This window comes from Thiomicrospira microaerophila, from assembly GCF_023278225.1.
GTDB lineage: Bacteria > Pseudomonadota > Gammaproteobacteria > Thiomicrospirales > Thiomicrospiraceae > Thiomicrospira > Thiomicrospira microaerophila_A.
In genome coordinates this window covers 984019-1000757 of the sequence record NZ_CP070959.1, presented here as the reverse complement: position 1 = coordinate 1000757, position 16739 = coordinate 984019, and the positions used below count along the sequence as shown (strand labels likewise).

Genomic DNA, 16739 nt, shown 5'->3' with positions numbered 1-16739 from the left:
AATCTAAACGATCGCTTAACGTTTTAAGGCGGCAAACTTATCGGCCAAGGTTCCTAGGCTGGTTGATGTTTTTGCTGACTGATTTGAAGATGAACGCGCAGCGTTAATCGTTTTACGATCTGCTTGTTGTGCTGCAGCCACACCGCTCACCATCGCATCCGACTTCATCGACAAGCTAATGCGCTTTCTTGGCGCGTCCACTTCCAAAACCGTCACCTGAACGATCTGTCCCGCTTTGACCACATCCCGTGGGTCACTGACAAACTTATCGGCTAAATGCGAAATATGCACCAGACCGTCTTGATGCACACCAATATCTACAAAAGCGCCAAAATGCGTAACATTGGTCACCACACCCTCCAATAGCAGGCCTGGTGCCAAGTCTTTTATCTCGGTAATGGTTTCACTAAACCTAGCGGTTTTAATGCTTGGCCGTGGGTCGCGTCCAGGTTTTTCGAGTTCACTGAGAATATCTCGCAGGGTTGGCAAACCCACCAGCTCGTTCACATAATCCTTTAACGGTATCTTCTGAATCTGATCAGGTGCGCCAACCAGCTTATTTAATTCCAACTTTAAGTCTTTCGCCATGTGTTCGACAATCGCATAGGATTCAGGGTGAACCGCAGATTGATCCAAAGGATGATCACCATTACGAATCCTTAAAAAACCGGCTGATTGTTCAAACGCTTTTGGCCCCAAACGCGGTACCTGCTTGAGTTGTTTACGATTGGTAAATGAACCGTTTTCATCACGCCAATCAACAATCGCCTGCGCTAAACGGCCAGATAAACCGGAAACATAACTTAGCAAAGCAACCGAAGCAGTATTCAAATCCACACCCACCGAGTTAACACAATCCTCAACCGTTGCTTGCAAAGATTGAGCCAAGGCCGTTTGGTTCACGTCATGCTGGTATTGACCCACCCCAATTGCTTTGGGGTCAATCTTAACCAACTCCGCCAAAGGATCTTGCAAACGACGTCCGATCGAAACCGCGCCTCTTATCGAGACATCCAAATCAGGAAACTCCTTTTGCGCTAACTCAGATGCCGAATAAACCGATGCCCCCGCTTCGGAAACCACCACCTTCTGCGTGTTAGTTAATTGAAAGTCCTTCAATGTTTCCGCAACCAACTGCTCAGTCTCGCGCGAGGCAGTGCCATTACCTATACTCACCAATTCAACCTGGTAATGCGCAATCAATTTGGCCAGCTTTTGCTTGGTTGCCTGCCATTGATTTTGTGGTTGGTGCGGATAAACGGTATCCGTCGCCAAAAGCTTACCGGTGGTGTCCACAACCGCCAATTTAACCCCTGTGCGATAACCGGGATCAAGTGCTAAAGTGACTTTGGCTCCCGCTGGTGCTGCTAACAGCAAATCTTTTAAATTTTGTGCAAAAACATCAATCGCGCCCTGCTCAGCCTGCTCACGCAAACGGCTAAACAGCTCATTTTCTAAAGACTTAGCCAATTTCAATCGCCAGGCCTGGTTAATTATTGAGGTAAAAAACAACTCGGTAGGTTGATTGGTAAAATCTAATTTATGATAACGTCGAATCGTTTCTAAAAACGGATGACGGCCTGGTTCCGCATTCGGAATATCCAGCTTTAGTCTTAGAACACCGGTCTGCTCACCACGAAACAACGCCAAAGCGCGGTGTGAAGGAATCTTACTAATCAACTCCGCATAATCATAATAATCTTTAAACTTTTCACCCTCATCCTGAACCTCTTTTAGCTTAAGACTCGTCAGCTCACCCTGTTTCCAAAGGGTTTCACGAAGCTGCGCAACCAGGCCTGGTTCTTGCGACAAATGCTCGACTAAAATATCCTGTGCCCCGCTGATCGCCTGCTCAAGCGTTTCAATCCCTTTATCAAGGTTCAGATAAGCCTTAGCCTCATGCTCAGGGTTTAAAGCAGGATTGCTCAATAAAGCCATCGCCAAAGGCTCTAAACCCGCTTCACGAGCTTTAGTCGCTTTAGAATTACGGACAGGCTTAAACGGACGATACAGATCCTCTAACTCGGTTTTGCTTTGACAGGTGGCAATCTGATCCTCTAACTCAGGCGTCAGTTTCTGCTGCGACGCTATGCTCGCTAGGATGGTTTGCTTACGATCCTGCAAACTAGTGAGATAAGCTAAACGTATTTCAAGCTGACGCAACTGAATATCATCCAACCCCTGAGTCACTTCCTTACGATAACGGGCAATAAAAGGTACCGTAGCGCCCTCAGCCAATAATTTAATCGCTGCGGCTACTTGAGAAGGATTAACCCCTAGTTCATTGGCAATCATGCCGGAAAAATCAACAGTTTTCATTTAACATCTCTATGGTTAATTTTAAAAACGACGCCATGCGCCACTAGCAATCTAGTCAATTCATCTTGATGCGCTTCGGGGAGCGACAGTTTAAGTGTTACCCTGTCTGAATAGTCTATTTGCGTTATCTGCCCCTTCATAAGGTCAAGATGATGGCGAATAAACTGTTCTAGAGCAAAATCACAACTTAGCTCAAGGCTCACGAGTGCTTCGAAGCTTTTTATCTCAAGTTCGGCCATCACGGCCTGCGCGGCTTGGCCGTAGGCACGGGTTAAACCACCCGCTCCAAGTTTAATGCCGCCAAAATACCGAACAACACCAATAAAAACATCCCCCACGCCTTTATGTTGCAGTACATTTAAAATCGGTTTTCCCGCGGTACCCGAAGGTTCGCCATCATCGCCCATACCTGCGTTCGATGCACAATTTGGATCACCCAATAAATAAGCCCAACAATGATGACGTGCATCAGGAAACTCAGTTTTAAGTTCTGCTAACCTTTTCATCGCTGCTTCTCTAGAAGCCACATAATCGGCAAACGCGATAAAACGGCTTTTTTTAATCTCAATTTCAGCTTGCGCAGATTTTAACGGAACCGGATAGGACATTTAAACCCTCTATTTAAAGCTATGGCACGAACCTTAAACAGTTTCAAAGCAATTGTAAAGCAGTAAAAGCACAATCCATTTAATGCTAGACTGTTATGCTTTATTAACTCGATAAATTCAAAAAATGAAGCAACACTGGGATATATTTTGTCGTGTGATTGATAATTACGGCGATATTGCCGTTTGTTGGCGACTCGCCAAAACCCTAACACATGACCATGCCATTAATGTTCGCCTTTGGGTGGATGATCTAATCACGTTAAAAGCACTGTTACCCGGCACCAATCCAAAGGCCAGCCAGCAAATCCAACAGGGGATTAGGCTTATTCATTGGACAGAATCCCTATCCGGTTCAATCGAGCCGGCTGACGTAGTGATTGAAGCTTTCGGTTGTGATCTACCCCACTATTACCTAAAAAAAATGCAAAATGCTAAGCCGATATGGATTAACCTTGATTACCTAACTGCTGAACCCTGGGTCAAGGATTTTCACGCTATGCCATCCACCCAAGCGAACAGACTAGAAAAATACTTCTTTTATCCCAGCATACTCAAGGGTACTGGCGGCCTGATGCGAGAAGCGAACCTGCTTGAGCAGCAAAAAACCTATCGAAATCAGGCCAACAAGCAGGCCTGGTTATCCAATCTAGGTTTGAAACCCAGCTCAGATAATAGCTTTAAAATATCCTTGTTTGGCTACGCCAACACGGGTTTAGATCGCCTCCTCGCCATCTGGTCTAAATCTGCAAACCCGATTGATCTCTATCTCGCGCCAGGCTCACTTCATCAGCAGGCAACAGCGTATCTTGGACAACCACTCAACGTCGGGCAAAGCCTAGTATCAGAAGCAATCACCTTTCATAGCCTGCCCTTTCTCCCACAATCTGAATACGATAAATTATTATGGCATTGTGATTTAAACTTTGTTCGTGGTGAAGAATCCTTTGTTAGAGCACAGTGGGCGGGAAAACCTTTTATATGGCATATCTATCCCACCGAAGACTTGGCGCATTGGCAAAAACTGGATGCCTTTTTTAACAGCTATATCGAAGGACTAGACGCAGAACTCGCCCAAACCATTATTCATTTCAACCAAGCATGGAATCAGGCGCATCGACAAACACTTGACCAGCAGGCCTGGTTAGCGGTTATCAAACAGATTTCCGCTTGGCAACAGCATAGCCAAAACTGGGTTAAACACCTTAATCAGCTTGGCGATTTAACATCTAATCTAGTCAAATTTGTTAAAAGCAAGGTATAATGCGCTGATTTTTTTACTTTTTAGGAAAACGAGATGAAAACAGCACAAGAATTCCGTGTAGGCAACGTATTTATGCTTGGTAATGACCCAATGGTTGTTCTAAGAACCGAATTCAACAAATCAGGCCGTAACGCGGCAGTGGTTAAGATGAAGCTTAAAAACCTGCTAAACGGCAGTGGTACAGAACAGGTTTACAAAGCGGATGATAAATTTGAACCGGTTATTCTTGAGAAAAAACCTTGCACCTACAGCTATTTTGCTGACCCGCTTTATGTGTTTATGGATGAAGAATATAACCAATACGAGATTGAAAAAGACAACCTTGGTGATGCAATCAACTTTATCGAAGATGGGATGGAAGATCAGTGCGAAGTAACCTTCTACGAAGGTAAGCCTATTTCTATTGAAATGCCTACTATTATTGTGCGTGAAGTGGCTTACACTGAACCTGCAGCGCGTGGCGATACTTCTGGTAAAGTGATGAAAGTCGCTCGCCTTAATTCAGGTTACGAACTTCAAGTGGCGGCATTTATTGAAATCGGTGAGAAAATTGAAATTGATTCACGCACAGGTGAATTCCGTAAACGCGCTTAAACTCGTGTTCTTGATTCAAAAGTTAAACTGTTTAACTTTTGAATCGCAATAAAAAACCCAGCTAAAGCTGGGTTTTTTATTGCATCATCTTATTCTAGTCTTTAGATAAGCTTACCTGCATAGTCTGCAAGGCCTGGATCATGCTTAACATTAACCAAGGTTGGGTGATTTACCTTCGCAAGCTTAACCACACCGTTATTCTTCTTAGCTTCACGACGAAGATAATCAGCAACGATATCCCAAACTAAGCGACCATCACCGACGGTATCAACCTGCGCCCAGCCAGAAACACTGTAGCTCTTGTTCATTTCAATCGGTGTACCGTCGTCTAACTTCATATCAGAAATACGACTACCTAAAGGCAGGTTAGGATCAATCGTGTAATCCATACCACCTAAACGTACCATGTCACCGCCTGATTGTAGGTAAGGGTCAACCACGAACAAGTTTTCAGCAATCCCTTCAAAAATATCTTTAAGCTGTGCACCGGTTAACTCAGTGCGATAGGTTTCACCATAGGTCAATGAAGTTTCATCCATTAGACGCTCCATAGTGATCATCTCACCAGCCATTACCGAGGTACCCCAACGAACACCGGCAGACATCGCAATTTGAGTGTCATGCTCTTCACGTAAGGCATTAACAATAATCTGATCCCAAGTACCCATAAAGTTACCACGACGGTAAAGGGTTTCACCGGCAATCGCCAATTCTTCACTTAAGATTTCACCGAAAGTTTTACCTAAACGCTCTTTGCTCACGCGATACTTAGGATTACGTGCTTCAATCACGTTTTGATCGTATTTACGTGCATAAAGCTCATCCAAGAACTTAGTCATGGTTGGATCAGCAGGCAATAGGTTAGCAAACACAGGCAATAGTTTGTATTCAACGCCTTGTAGCTTACCATCACGGATATCTAAATCCATCACGCCAACAAACTTACCGTTTGAACCTGCGTTAGTAACATAACAAGTGCCGCCATCAGGACGCTTAACTTTTGTCGGAGCCGGCATACCATCGTGCGTATGACCACCAAAAATGGCATCAATACCGGTTACACGACCCGCCATTTTAATATCCACGTCCATACCGTTATGCGAAATCACAACAATGGCTGCCACGTTTTCGTTTGCTTTGATATGGTCAACAGTTTCTTGCATTTCTTCTTCACGCAAACCAAATGACCAATCCGGGAAGTTTGCAATCGGGTTAGCATTCGACATACGCGGGAAAGTTTGACCGATAACGGCGATACGTTGACCGTTCAGTGTTTTAATGGTGTAAGGCTTGAACGGCATAAGATTATCAAGATCATATGCACCGTGACCACCATGACGCTCACACATATCAGCATATTCATCACCAAACAGTGCATCTTCACGAACACGGGTATTGTTAGAAATATACTCACCTTTGAACGCATTTAAATTACGCAATACTTCTTCTTGCTCATAGGTGAATTCCCAGTGACCCGTCATAATTTCTAGGCCCAGAATATTGGTCGCTTCAACCATGTCCATACCGCGTGTCCACAATGAGGTTGCAGAACCATGCCAAGTATCACCACCATCCATATGAACCGCATTACCTTCACCGGCTTGTGCACGTAAGCTATCAATCAAGGTTTTAAGGTGAGCGTAACCGCCGACCTTACCATATTTTTTAGCTGCCTTATCAAAATCTAGATAGGTGAACGCATAGGCTTCCGCTGAACCTTCTTTAATGTCAACGCCATCTGCTTTTAAGCTTTCAAGTAGTTTTTTACCTACAATGTGTGGACGCTGCGCATGAGCCGGACCTACGCCCAAGTTAACATTTGGCTCACGGAAAAAGATAGGTTTTAACTGTGCATGTGAATCGGTGGTGTGGATTAAACGTACGTTGCCTTTCATAGGCATGTCATAGGCTTTTTTCCAGTCCATTGGCTTGTCGCCCATTGCACGTGCGCCAGCAGGTAACATACCTGCAGCTGCTGCAACAGCCATTACATGTAAAAATTCACGACGATTTAAAGACATAGGGTCTCTCCGTTCAAGTTAAAGTTCAGCGCAAGCGCCCGTTTAAAAAAGTGCATCTAAGTTAACCAAATTGATCAGTAAAGTCAAACCGGCACACCAGCAAGTGCACCAGAATTATCTTATAGTCGATTAAAGCAAGTTTATAACCCCAGCTTTTATAGGCTGTTTATGAAAAAACCAAGGAGTTACTAGCCCACCCACTTGCGCGCATTACGGAATAAGCGTAACCAAGGCGCATCTTCCGTCCAGTCATCCGGACACCACGAGTGCTGTACTGCACGGAATACCCGCTCAGGATGCGGCATCATAATGGTGACCCGCCCGTCCTCGGTGGTCAAGCCGGTGATGCCCTGCTCTGAGCCGTTCGGGTTAAACGGATAACGCTCGGTCGGTACGCCTTGTGCATTGACATAACGCAAGCCAATCAAGCCTTTGGCGGCCTCTGCAGACGCACTACCAAAATCAACCCGCCCTTCGCCATGCGCAACCGCCACCGGCATACGGCTGCCCGCCATACCGGCCAGTAATACAGATGGCGATTCCTGCACTTCAACCAAGGATAAACGCGCTTCAAATTGCTCTGAACGATTGCGTACAAACGCCGGCCAATGGTCTGCACCAGGAATAATCGACTTGAGATTCGACATCATCTGACAACCGTTACACACCCCTAAACTGAAGGTATCATCACGGTTAAAATAGGCTTCAAATTGATCTCGCGCCATCGCGTTAAACAGGATAGAGTTTGCCCAACCACGCCCGGCACCCAATACGTCACCATAAGAAAAACCACCACAAGCGACCAAGCCTTTAAAATCCTGTAGCGTAACGCGTCCTTCCAGAATATCACTCATGTGAACATCGACCGCACTGAAGCCGGCACGATCAAACGCCGCCGCCATTTCCTGCTGGCCGTTAACGCCCTGCTCACGCAAAATGGCCACTTTTGGGCGCACGCCGCTCTGAATATAAGGCGCGGCAATATTGTCATTAATGTCAAAGCTGGGCTTCGCCACCAATTCAGTGTGCGCCGAATCTTTAATCGCCTCAAACTCCTGCTCGGCACAAACTTCATTATCACGCATCGCTTGAATACGATAAGAGGTTTCCGACCACCAGGCCTGGTAATGCGCACGCGCACCTTTTAATAGCGTCTTTTCTTGTGCTTTAATCACAATTTCATCCGAACTATTTGGCGCCCCCACCCAATGCACCAAGTCCGCCAGGCCTGCATCAGCCAAAATTTGGTTAACCTGCAACAAATCTTCCGTTTTAACCTGAATGACCACGCCCAACTCTTCTGCCGTTAAGGCCGCAATCGGCTCAACACCGAGTTCAGTGACGTCAATATCCACACCGCAATGACCGGCAAACGCCATTTCCATCAAGGTGACCAATAAGCCACCGTCTGCGCGGTCATGATAGGCCAACAACAGGCCTGCTTGATTAAGGCGCTGGATGGCGTTAAAGAAATTAATCAAGTCTTGCGCATCGTCCAAATCAGCCGGGGCTTCGCCCACTTGATTATAAACCTGCGCTAAACAGCTCGCGCCAACGCGGTTTTGCTTGCGCCCCAAATCAATCAATGCTAATTGGGTTTCACCCTGATCAGTGCGAATTTGCGGCGTTAAGGTTTTGCGCACGTCTTCCACCACCGCAAAGGCGGTAATGTTTAGCGATACCGGTGAAATCACGGCTTTAGCCTGATCACCCTCTTGCCAAACGGTTTTCATCGACATGGAATCTTTGCCGACCGGCACCGAAATACCCAAAGCCGGACACAGTTCCATTCCCACGGTTTCAACCGCATCAAATAAAGCCGAGTCTTCACCCGGATGACCGGCGGCGGCCATCCAGTTAGCTGACATTTTAATATCTGAAATCTGACCAATTTTAGCGGCGGCAATATTGGTAATCGCCTCGGCAATCGCCAAACGTGCAGACGCTTTCGGATTAACGAGCGCCACTGGCGGGCGCTCCCCCATCGCCATGGCTTCACCGCTATAACCTTGGTAATCCGATGCAGTAACCCCGACATCCGCCACCGGTACTTGCCAAGGCCCAACCATTTGATCACGCGTGACCATACCGGTAATACTGCGGTCACCAATCGTGATTAAAAATGACTTACTGGCAATGGTCGGCAGCTTTAACAAACGCTCGGTGACTTCTTCCAGCTCAAGCACTGCAGTTTCAAAACCCGGTTGCGGCAAAGGACGACTCACCACATCACGCTGCATTTTTGGCGGTTTGCCGAGTAACACATTCAATGGCAAATCAACCGGATTTGCTTGGAAAACCGTATCATTCACCACCAACTCTTGCTCAGCGGTGGCCTCGCCAACAATCGCGTAAATAGCGCGTTCACGTTTACAAATGGCTTCAAATTGTTCAATCTTGTCGGGATAGATCGCGATCACATAGCGCTCTTGCGATTCGTTACACCAGATTTCCATCGGTGACATGCCCGGCTCGTCATTTGGCACTTTACGCAAATCAAATTTACCGCCGCGCCCGGCATCGTTAACCAGTTCCGGAAAGGCATTCGACAAGCCACCGGCACCCACATCATGAATTGACGCAATCGGTGTATCCTTGCCAAGATAGGTACAACGGTCAATCACCTCCTGCGCACGACGCTCCATTTCCGGATTATCACGCTGCACCGAGGCAAAATCCAAGGCTTCCGAACCGGCACCGGTATCGACACTCGACGCGGCACCGCCACCCAAGCCAATCAACATCGCCGGGCCGCCCAGCACGACAAGCTTTGCACCGACCGGAATAGCTTGTTTTTTAACGTGCATATCACGAATATTGCCCAAGCCACCGGCCAACATAATGGGCTTGTGGTAACCGCGCACTTCTTCGCCTTCGTGAGTCAACAATGGGTTTTCATAAGTACGGAAATAGCCATTAATCGCCGGACGGCCAAATTCATTGTTATAACCCGCTGCACCCAGTGGCCCTTCAATCATAATATCCAACGGTGACACAATACGACCCGGACGCCCATAATCACGCTCCCAAGGCTGTTTAAACCCTGGAATATTCAAGTTAGATACGGTAAAACCGGTTAACCCCGACTTGGGCTTAGAACCCTGTCCGGTCGCACCTTCGTCACGAATTTCACCGCCCGCACCGGTCGCAGCCCCCGGGAAAGGCGAAATCGCGGTCGGATGGTTATGGGTTTCAACCTTAATTTGCACATGGGTCGGTTCATTGTAATAGCCGTATTCAGCGGTTTTCGGGTCTGGGAAAAAGCGCGTCGCATCCGGCCCGGCCAACACCGCGGCATTGTCGCTATAGGCCGACAATACACCGTCTGGATTGTTTTGATAGGTGTTGCGGATCATCCCAAACAGTGATTTATCCTTGGTTTCACCATCAATCACCCAATCGGCATTAAAAATTTTGTGACGACAATGTTCCGAGTTGGCTTGCGCAAACATCATCAATTCGGCATCGGTCGGATTCCGTTTAAGCTGCTTGAAGTTTTCAACCAAATAATCAATTTCGTCATCACTTAACGCCAAGCCTAAACCCTGGTTCGCTTTGACCAAAGCCTCACGACCACCAGCTAAAATATCAACACGCGCCAATTCACGCGGACTATGTTGTTCAAACAGCGCAGCAATGTCAGACAAGTCGGTCCAGACCACTGAGGTCATGCGATCATAAAGTGCTGGCGTAAAGTTGGCGAGCTGCTCGTCCGCCACGCCCTTTAGAAAATAAGCCGTGCCCTTTTCAAGACGCTTAATACCTTTCAAACCACAAATCTTGGCAATATCGGTCGCTTTAGATGACCAGGGCGAAATCGTACCCGGACGCGGCGTAACCACACAGCTTGCAGACTGCTGCGGTGTCAAGTCGTCTTGATGTCCATTGAGAAGTTGCTGCAAACCACTTAGGGTTTCGGCGCTCAAGGCTTCGCTTGATTCAACAAAATAAACCGCTTGTGAACGTACAGATGACACAGAACCACATTGTGCAAGTTTTTGTGTCAATTGATTTAAACGATAATCAGAATGAGCCGGAAGCCCCCAAATGATGTGCATAGCTAGATTCCCAATAGAAAAAGCCCTCAAAGAGGGCTAAGATCGATCAATAAAATTATTCTGTCAACAAGCCAAGATCTGTCAAAATTTGTTGACGCTGTTTAGGGTTAAGATTACCTTCTTCAACAACCAAAGTCAGTTCTGTTATTGCCGTCGAGCCGGAAACTGGGGTCAACTTAATACCGACCAGGCCTGGTGTTCTGATAGAACCGAACAACCGAGAAAAAAAGCCTTGATCCGCTGTTGCGGCTTGAGGGATTTTGACCCATAGAAGATGTTGCTCAGGCTGTTGTCGCTCAACTTGCCAGTTGGCGCGATATTGCATGGTCAGCAAATAATCCCAGCTTTCATTTAGAGTTGCAGCCAAGCGAAGACCCACCAACTCATCCGCTTCTTTTACTTCCTGATAAACACGCTGGGTGTTAATCTGTTGTAAGGCATGATCCTGTTGAGCCCCGAAATAAAGCATGGAACGATATAATGCCAAGGACTCCATCATCGGTTGATAAGGCCGTAAACGCCAAGCCGTTGTGGTATCGGTAGCACGTGCAGTCATCATATGATGGCTAAAATAAACCCTAACCTCACTCGCCTGCTCTTCAACTCTGACCGTATAGCGATCATAGATACCATCAACCATTTCATCGCGCCAACTATTCAGCAGTCTAGAAATCATCGTCAGCTCCTGCTCAACCGGTGCAATTTCTTTACGCGCTAAGTATTCAGTTGTGAGTAATCCAATATCTAAACGACGTTCTTCAACCTTAAAACCCTGGCTGGCCAAAAACTGCTCAATACCTCGCCAAACATCTTTAACCGATAAATCCTCAATCACCAACCACCGCTCGACAAGATTCGATTCAATTCTAATGCCCTCGGCACGAAAACTTGGTATGGTATCTATTTCCTCCAACATCTGTGCTGTTGATACGTTCATTGAAACCAAAGGATCACCCGAACGACGCAAAACAAAGTTTGGCGGCATCTCTAACTTCTTAGCTAACTCGGCCTCATTTTTACGATAGTCAGCATCTTTACCAAACATGCCAGACAAAGAAGAACAACCTGCAATAGAAAAACACAGACCGAAGCAAACAGATAACTTAATCCAACTATTCAAAACTAGAGCACTCCTGCTTCTAACAAAGCACCGCGAACAACTTCATGGTACTCTTTGGATAAAGGGGTTAAAGGCAATCTAATAGCTGGGCCAATTAAGCCCATCTCAACTAAAGCCCATTTTACAGGGATGGGATTAGCCTCCACAAACAACTTTTGGTGCATCGCCATCAAGGGCGCATCCAGCTGACGCGCTAATTCAGCATTGCCAGCCAACGCAGCTGAATAAGCTTCAGCCACAGCCTTTGGTGCAACATTAGCACTGACAGAAATTCCACCTTGGCCACCTAACAAAATAAACTCAATTGCGGTGGCATCATCCCCGGTGTACAAATCGAAGTCCGCATCAACTAATGCACGAATCTTTGCAACACGAGATAAATCACCAGTCGCTTCTTTAACCCCTACAATGTTTTTAATCTTAGCTAAGCGACCAATCGTTTCAGGTTGCATGTCGCAAGCCGTCCTGCCGGGCACATTATACAAAATCTGAGGAATATCAACGGCTTCAGCAATCTTCTTATGATGCAAAAACAAGCCTTCCTGCGTCGGTTTGTTATAGTAAGGGGTAACCAAAAGACAAGCATCCGCTCCGACTTTTTTGGCGCAAGAAGTTAACTCAATCGCCTCTGATGTAGAGTTAGCACCAGTGCCGGCAATCACCGGAATACGTTTAGCCACCTTATCAACTACAAACTTAATGACCTCACAATGTTCCGCCATATCTAGTGTAGCCGACTCGCCGGTTGTTCCTACAGCAACAATTGCCGAGGTACCCGAAGCAATATGCCATTCAATTAGCTGTTCAAGCCTAACAAAATCAACGCTTTCATCATCATTCATTGGGGTGACTAATGCCACCATACTGCCTTTAAACACAGCCAACCTCTCTTGAAAATTCAATCTACCCAAACCATTAAACTATTAAGGCTTGCTCTAAAGGCGTAATCTTACCGCTTCAATACCGCTTGTTCAACTTGAATATTCAATAGGCACGGTTTCGGCTCAGACTATCAACAAAAACTATTGCGCCAAAAGCGGTTTATAGCGATACTAGCTTAAACACTTACCCTCTTAACAAAACCAGAGACCACCAGATGGAAAATATAAAACTCAATGAGTTCTCGCTTGAGGCCACGCCAAATCAAACTTTAAGTCTTGAAGCGTTTAAAGGTCGCTATAGTGTGATCTATTTTTACCCCAAAGATAACACACCGGGTTGCACACAAGAAGGCCAAGATTTCAGTGAATTGCATCCTGAGTTTTTAAAATTGAATGCGCAAATATTTGGCGTTTCTAAAGACAGCCTGAAACAACACCAAAACTTCAAACAAAAGTACGCTTTTCCGTTTGAACTCATCAGCGATCCGGACGAACAGCTTTGCAAAATGTTTGACGTCATTAAACTTAAAAAGAACTTTGGTAAAGAATACTATGGTATTGAACGCAGTAGCTTTTTACTTGACCCTGAATTAAATCCAATCCAAGCTTGGCGCAAGGTTAAAGTAACCGGACACGCCCAAGCCGTCCTTGATTGTCTAAAACAAAACGTATAAATAAGATTAATGACGCTTAGTTCAAAACCCATTTAAAGGAGTGACCATGACCGATTCAGTAAGCCGCCTATTTATTCTTGATACGAATGTAATGATGCATGATCCAATGGCATTATTTAACTTCGATGAGCATGATATTTATATTCCTATGACCGTGCTCGAAGAATTGGACGCTGGTAAAAAAGGCATGTCTGAAGTCGCACGCAATGTGCGTGAAACCAACCGACTTCTTGATCAAATTATCGATGGCGCTGACTTTGAACAAATCAAACTGGGTTTACCCTTAGAAAATATTCACCCGATTAAACGCAAACAAGAAGAACTAAGACTTGGTAAATTATTTTTTGAAACCGAACACCTTACCTCTGAACTGCCGGTTGAAATTCCCAGCTACAAAGCCGACAACCAAATTCTAAAAACAGGCCTGGCACTCAAAGCTAAATTCCCTGACCGCAATGTCACGCTGGTAACCAAAGACATTAACATGCGGATCAAGGCCTCTGCGGTAGGGCTACACTCAGAAGACTACTACAATGACCGTGTTTTGGAAGACGCTGACCTACTCTATACCGGCTACGAATTCTTAGAAGACAACTTCTTTGAAACTCACGGCAAAGACATGAAAGCCTGGCAAGACGGTGCCCGCAGCTTCTATGAACTGACGATTCAACCAGACAACCACTGGTACCCAAATGAATGCCTAATCAGCCGTAATGATTCCGGCTTCAGTGCGATAGTGCGTTCACTTAACGACAACAAAGCCGTTCTCGAAACACTGCATGACTATAGCGAGCCAAAACACGCTGTTTGGGGCATTAGCGCACGCAATGCCGAGCAAAACATGGCGATGAACCTATTGATGGACCCTGACATAGATTTCGTATCCCTGCTTGGCCCGGCGGGAACCGGTAAAACCCTGCTGGCCTTAGCTTGCGGACTTGACCAAACACTAGACCAATCACTCTACAACGAAATTATAATGACCCGCGCCACCATTCCGATTGGCGAAGACATCGGCTTTTTACCCGGTACCGAAGAAGAAAAAATGACCCCTTGGATGGGCGCATTAATGGATAACCTTGAAGTACTAACCCAAGGCGACGGCAACAGTGCTGAATGGGAAAAGCAAAGCACCAATGAACTGCTCAACAAACGCATAAAAATCAAATCACTCAACTTTATGCGTGGTCGTACCTTTATGAAAAAATACATTATTATCGACGAAGCGCAAAACATTACCCCCAAACAGATGAAAACCCTGGTCACCCGAGCCGGTGCCGGCACCAAAATTGTTTGTATCGGTAACATTGGACAAATAGACACCCCTTATCTAACCGAAACTACTTCAGGCTTAACCTATGTAGTGGATCGTTTTAAAGACTGGGAACATGGCGCGCATATCACGTTAAAACAAGGCGAACGCTCACGCCTTGCTGAATACGCCTCTAATAACCTTTAAGTTTTGTTTTATATTTAAATGGAGCAGAAAGACTTACCGATACTTATCGTTGATGACGATCCTGCCATCAACGCTATATTAGGTCTGGTTTTAGAGAACCAAGGCTACCCCACCTATAGCGCGATTACAACCGACCAGGCTCAGCAGCAACTTAGCCTACACCCGATTGCAATCGTGCTTCTTGACCTTGGTTTACCCCCTGATGAACACACGCCAAAACAAGGCCTTGCACTGCTGGATTGGATTCAAACCCACTATCCAAGTATGCAAGTACTAGTACTCACCGGCCAAGCTGACACCGCCTATGAATCCATTAAACTAGGCGCGTTTGACTATCTCAACAAACCGATTGAAGAGATCGATATTTTAAGAGCGGTACAACGTGCGGCCTTGTTTTATCAACAAACTGAAAAAATGCATCAACAAGGTCTGCAATCGCTGCGCATTCAAGCCGAAATGGGCGAAGGGGTTAAAGCGATTCGCAACCAAGCAGAAGAAAAAATTCTGCGCCAAGTGCTTTACCAATGCCAATTTAATATCCATGAAGCGGCTCGGCGCCTTGGCTTAAAACGTGAAAACGTCTATTATCTGATCAATAAATACGCCATTCAACGCCAGACATCGGAATCTGACTAATGCTTGAACTCAATCCTGCTTGGTTTTTGTTGCTAACACTAATCGGCCTGGTTATTCTTGCTGTTTTTGCCTATCTTAAACGCCAAAGCTATCGCCTTAGTCGAACCCTTTCTCAGCTGTATCAACTCAACCAACAGCTTCAACAAGACACCCTTTTGTTTCTTAACCAGGCCTGGTCACTACTCAAACCTATCGGCATAAGTGGCTATCAAGCCCGGCTCAATTGGTTTGGCGAGCCGATCGATATAAAACAGGGAGAAATAATTGGCAAACCCCACACAACCCATCTAGAACAAGCTGAAATACAAATGGAGTTAAAGTTTTACAACGCCAAATTGAGTGGCGAACGGCGCTATTTTGCCGAGCTCGTTCAGCAAACCTTTATTCATCTGGTTGAACACAATCTTCAAACAAAAATCAACCAAGTACTGACGACCCAAGCTGGCTTACAACGCGCACAGGTTTTTGCGCAACATGATCTCAAAAACCTAATGCAATTTATTCAACTGCTCAATAGCCAGCTAAAAAAAGCTGAACACCCTGAACAAGAACAACGCATCCTAACAAGCCTTAAACACAGCCTGCCCTCGTTACAACAACGCGCTGAACGTATTCTCAGTCAACTTTACAGCCAAACCAGTGCCGCCGATATCGAACAACCACAACCCCTTCAATTGGCAGCATTGATCCACTCACTCGCCCAGCCGCTATTTATGCCCTATCACGTCCAAGGCGATGCTAAACTCAACCTTCCTGCAACACTGCTTAACGAAGCCTTTTATAACCTATTAGCGAATTTTCGTGATCACAATAAAACCGATGCCCCGCTGAAAATTTCGATTCATCAGGATCATGATGTCTGCCTTATTCGATTCCAACAAACTATTTCAGCTGAACAAGCCGAACAACTGAAACAAAACCTAATGCGTTTGTTTGAACCCTTTTGGACCAATTCTAAAAGTGGGATGGGGCTGGGGTTATACATTGCTCGCCAGCGTATCCAACGCTTAGGCGGAGATGTACGCTGCGTTCCAATGGATAACCAGGCCTGCTTCGAAGTCCAACTTCCGATCCAAAAATAAATATTATTCATCTGTAAAGATTTTTT

At 45.9% G+C, this 16739-nt stretch carries 12 protein-coding genes; 6 read left to right on the top strand and 6 right to left on the bottom strand.

Features of this window, described 5'->3' with window-relative positions:
* Window positions 1-15: 15 nt before the first annotated feature.
* Together JX580_RS04755 and JX580_RS04750 are read right to left on the bottom strand one after the other, a co-directional pair.
* A complete protein-coding gene (locus JX580_RS04755; RefSeq protein ID WP_248851656.1) occupies window positions 16-2319 on the bottom strand; it encodes a Tex family protein in 2304 nt (767 codons plus the stop codon).
* Window positions 2316-2927, bottom strand: coding sequence for a YigZ family protein (locus tag JX580_RS04750; protein ID WP_248851655.1), 612 nt, complete (start codon window positions 2925-2927; stop codon window positions 2316-2318). The genes JX580_RS04755 and JX580_RS04750 overlap by 4 nt, the downstream gene beginning before the upstream one ends.
* Before the next feature lie 124 nt (window positions 2928-3051).
* On the opposite strand from JX580_RS04750, the gene earP reads away from it, so the two are divergent.
* Complete coding sequence (gene earP / locus JX580_RS04745; RefSeq protein ID WP_248851654.1) at window positions 3052-4188, top strand: elongation factor P maturation arginine rhamnosyltransferase EarP; 1137 nt, start codon at window positions 3052-3054, stop codon at window positions 4186-4188.
* Between the two features lie 33 nt (window positions 4189-4221).
* A complete protein-coding gene (gene efp, locus JX580_RS04740; RefSeq protein ID WP_248851653.1) occupies window positions 4222-4782 on the top strand; it encodes an elongation factor P in 561 nt (186 codons plus the stop codon).
* Between the two features lie 101 nt (window positions 4783-4883).
* On the opposite strand, the gene JX580_RS04735 is transcribed toward efp, so the two are convergent.
* The 4 genes from JX580_RS04735 to dapA form a co-directional block, all read right to left on the bottom strand.
* Window positions 4884-6803 carry a 5'-nucleotidase C-terminal domain-containing protein gene (locus tag JX580_RS04735; RefSeq protein WP_248851652.1) on the bottom strand — a complete coding sequence of 640 codons (1920 nt, stop codon included), beginning with the start codon at window positions 6801-6803 and terminating at the stop codon, window positions 4884-4886.
* 188 nt (window positions 6804-6991) lie between these two features.
* Entirely contained in the window at window positions 6992-10861 is a 3870-nt protein-coding gene (gene purL / locus JX580_RS04730; protein ID WP_248851651.1) for a phosphoribosylformylglycinamidine synthase, read from the bottom strand.
* Between the two features lie 55 nt (window positions 10862-10916).
* Window positions 10917-11981 carry an outer membrane protein assembly factor BamC gene (gene bamC, locus JX580_RS04725; protein WP_248851650.1) on the bottom strand — a complete coding sequence of 355 codons (1065 nt, stop codon included), beginning with the start codon at window positions 11979-11981 and terminating at the stop codon, window positions 10917-10919.
* Window positions 11982-11983: 2 nt separating this feature from the next.
* Window positions 11984-12859 (bottom strand): 4-hydroxy-tetrahydrodipicolinate synthase, encoded by an 876-nt coding sequence (dapA, locus tag JX580_RS04720; RefSeq protein ID WP_248851649.1) that lies wholly within the window; start codon window positions 12857-12859, stop codon window positions 11984-11986.
* 218 nt (window positions 12860-13077) lie between these two features.
* Between dapA and JX580_RS04715 the strand changes: the two genes are divergently transcribed.
* The 4 genes from JX580_RS04715 to JX580_RS04700 are packed head-to-tail and all read left to right on the top strand — an operon-like array spanning window position 13078 to window position 16713.
* Window positions 13078-13536, top strand: a complete 459-nt coding sequence (locus tag JX580_RS04715) for a peroxiredoxin (protein ID WP_248851648.1) — start codon at window positions 13078-13080, stop codon at window positions 13534-13536.
* Between the two features lie 46 nt (window positions 13537-13582).
* Window positions 13583-14995, top strand: a complete 1413-nt coding sequence (locus JX580_RS04710) for a PhoH family protein (protein ID WP_248851647.1) — start codon at window positions 13583-13585, stop codon at window positions 14993-14995.
* A gap of 18 nt (window positions 14996-15013) precedes the next feature.
* Window positions 15014-15631: a response regulator transcription factor gene (locus JX580_RS04705; RefSeq protein WP_248851646.1), complete on the top strand. Its 618-nt coding sequence runs from the start codon at window positions 15014-15016 to the stop codon at window positions 15629-15631.
* A complete protein-coding gene (locus tag JX580_RS04700; RefSeq protein ID WP_248851645.1) occupies window positions 15631-16713 on the top strand; it encodes a sensor histidine kinase in 1083 nt (360 codons plus the stop codon). Before JX580_RS04705 ends, JX580_RS04700 begins: the two co-directional genes overlap by 1 nt.
* The last annotated feature ends 26 nt before the right edge of the window (window positions 16714-16739 follow it).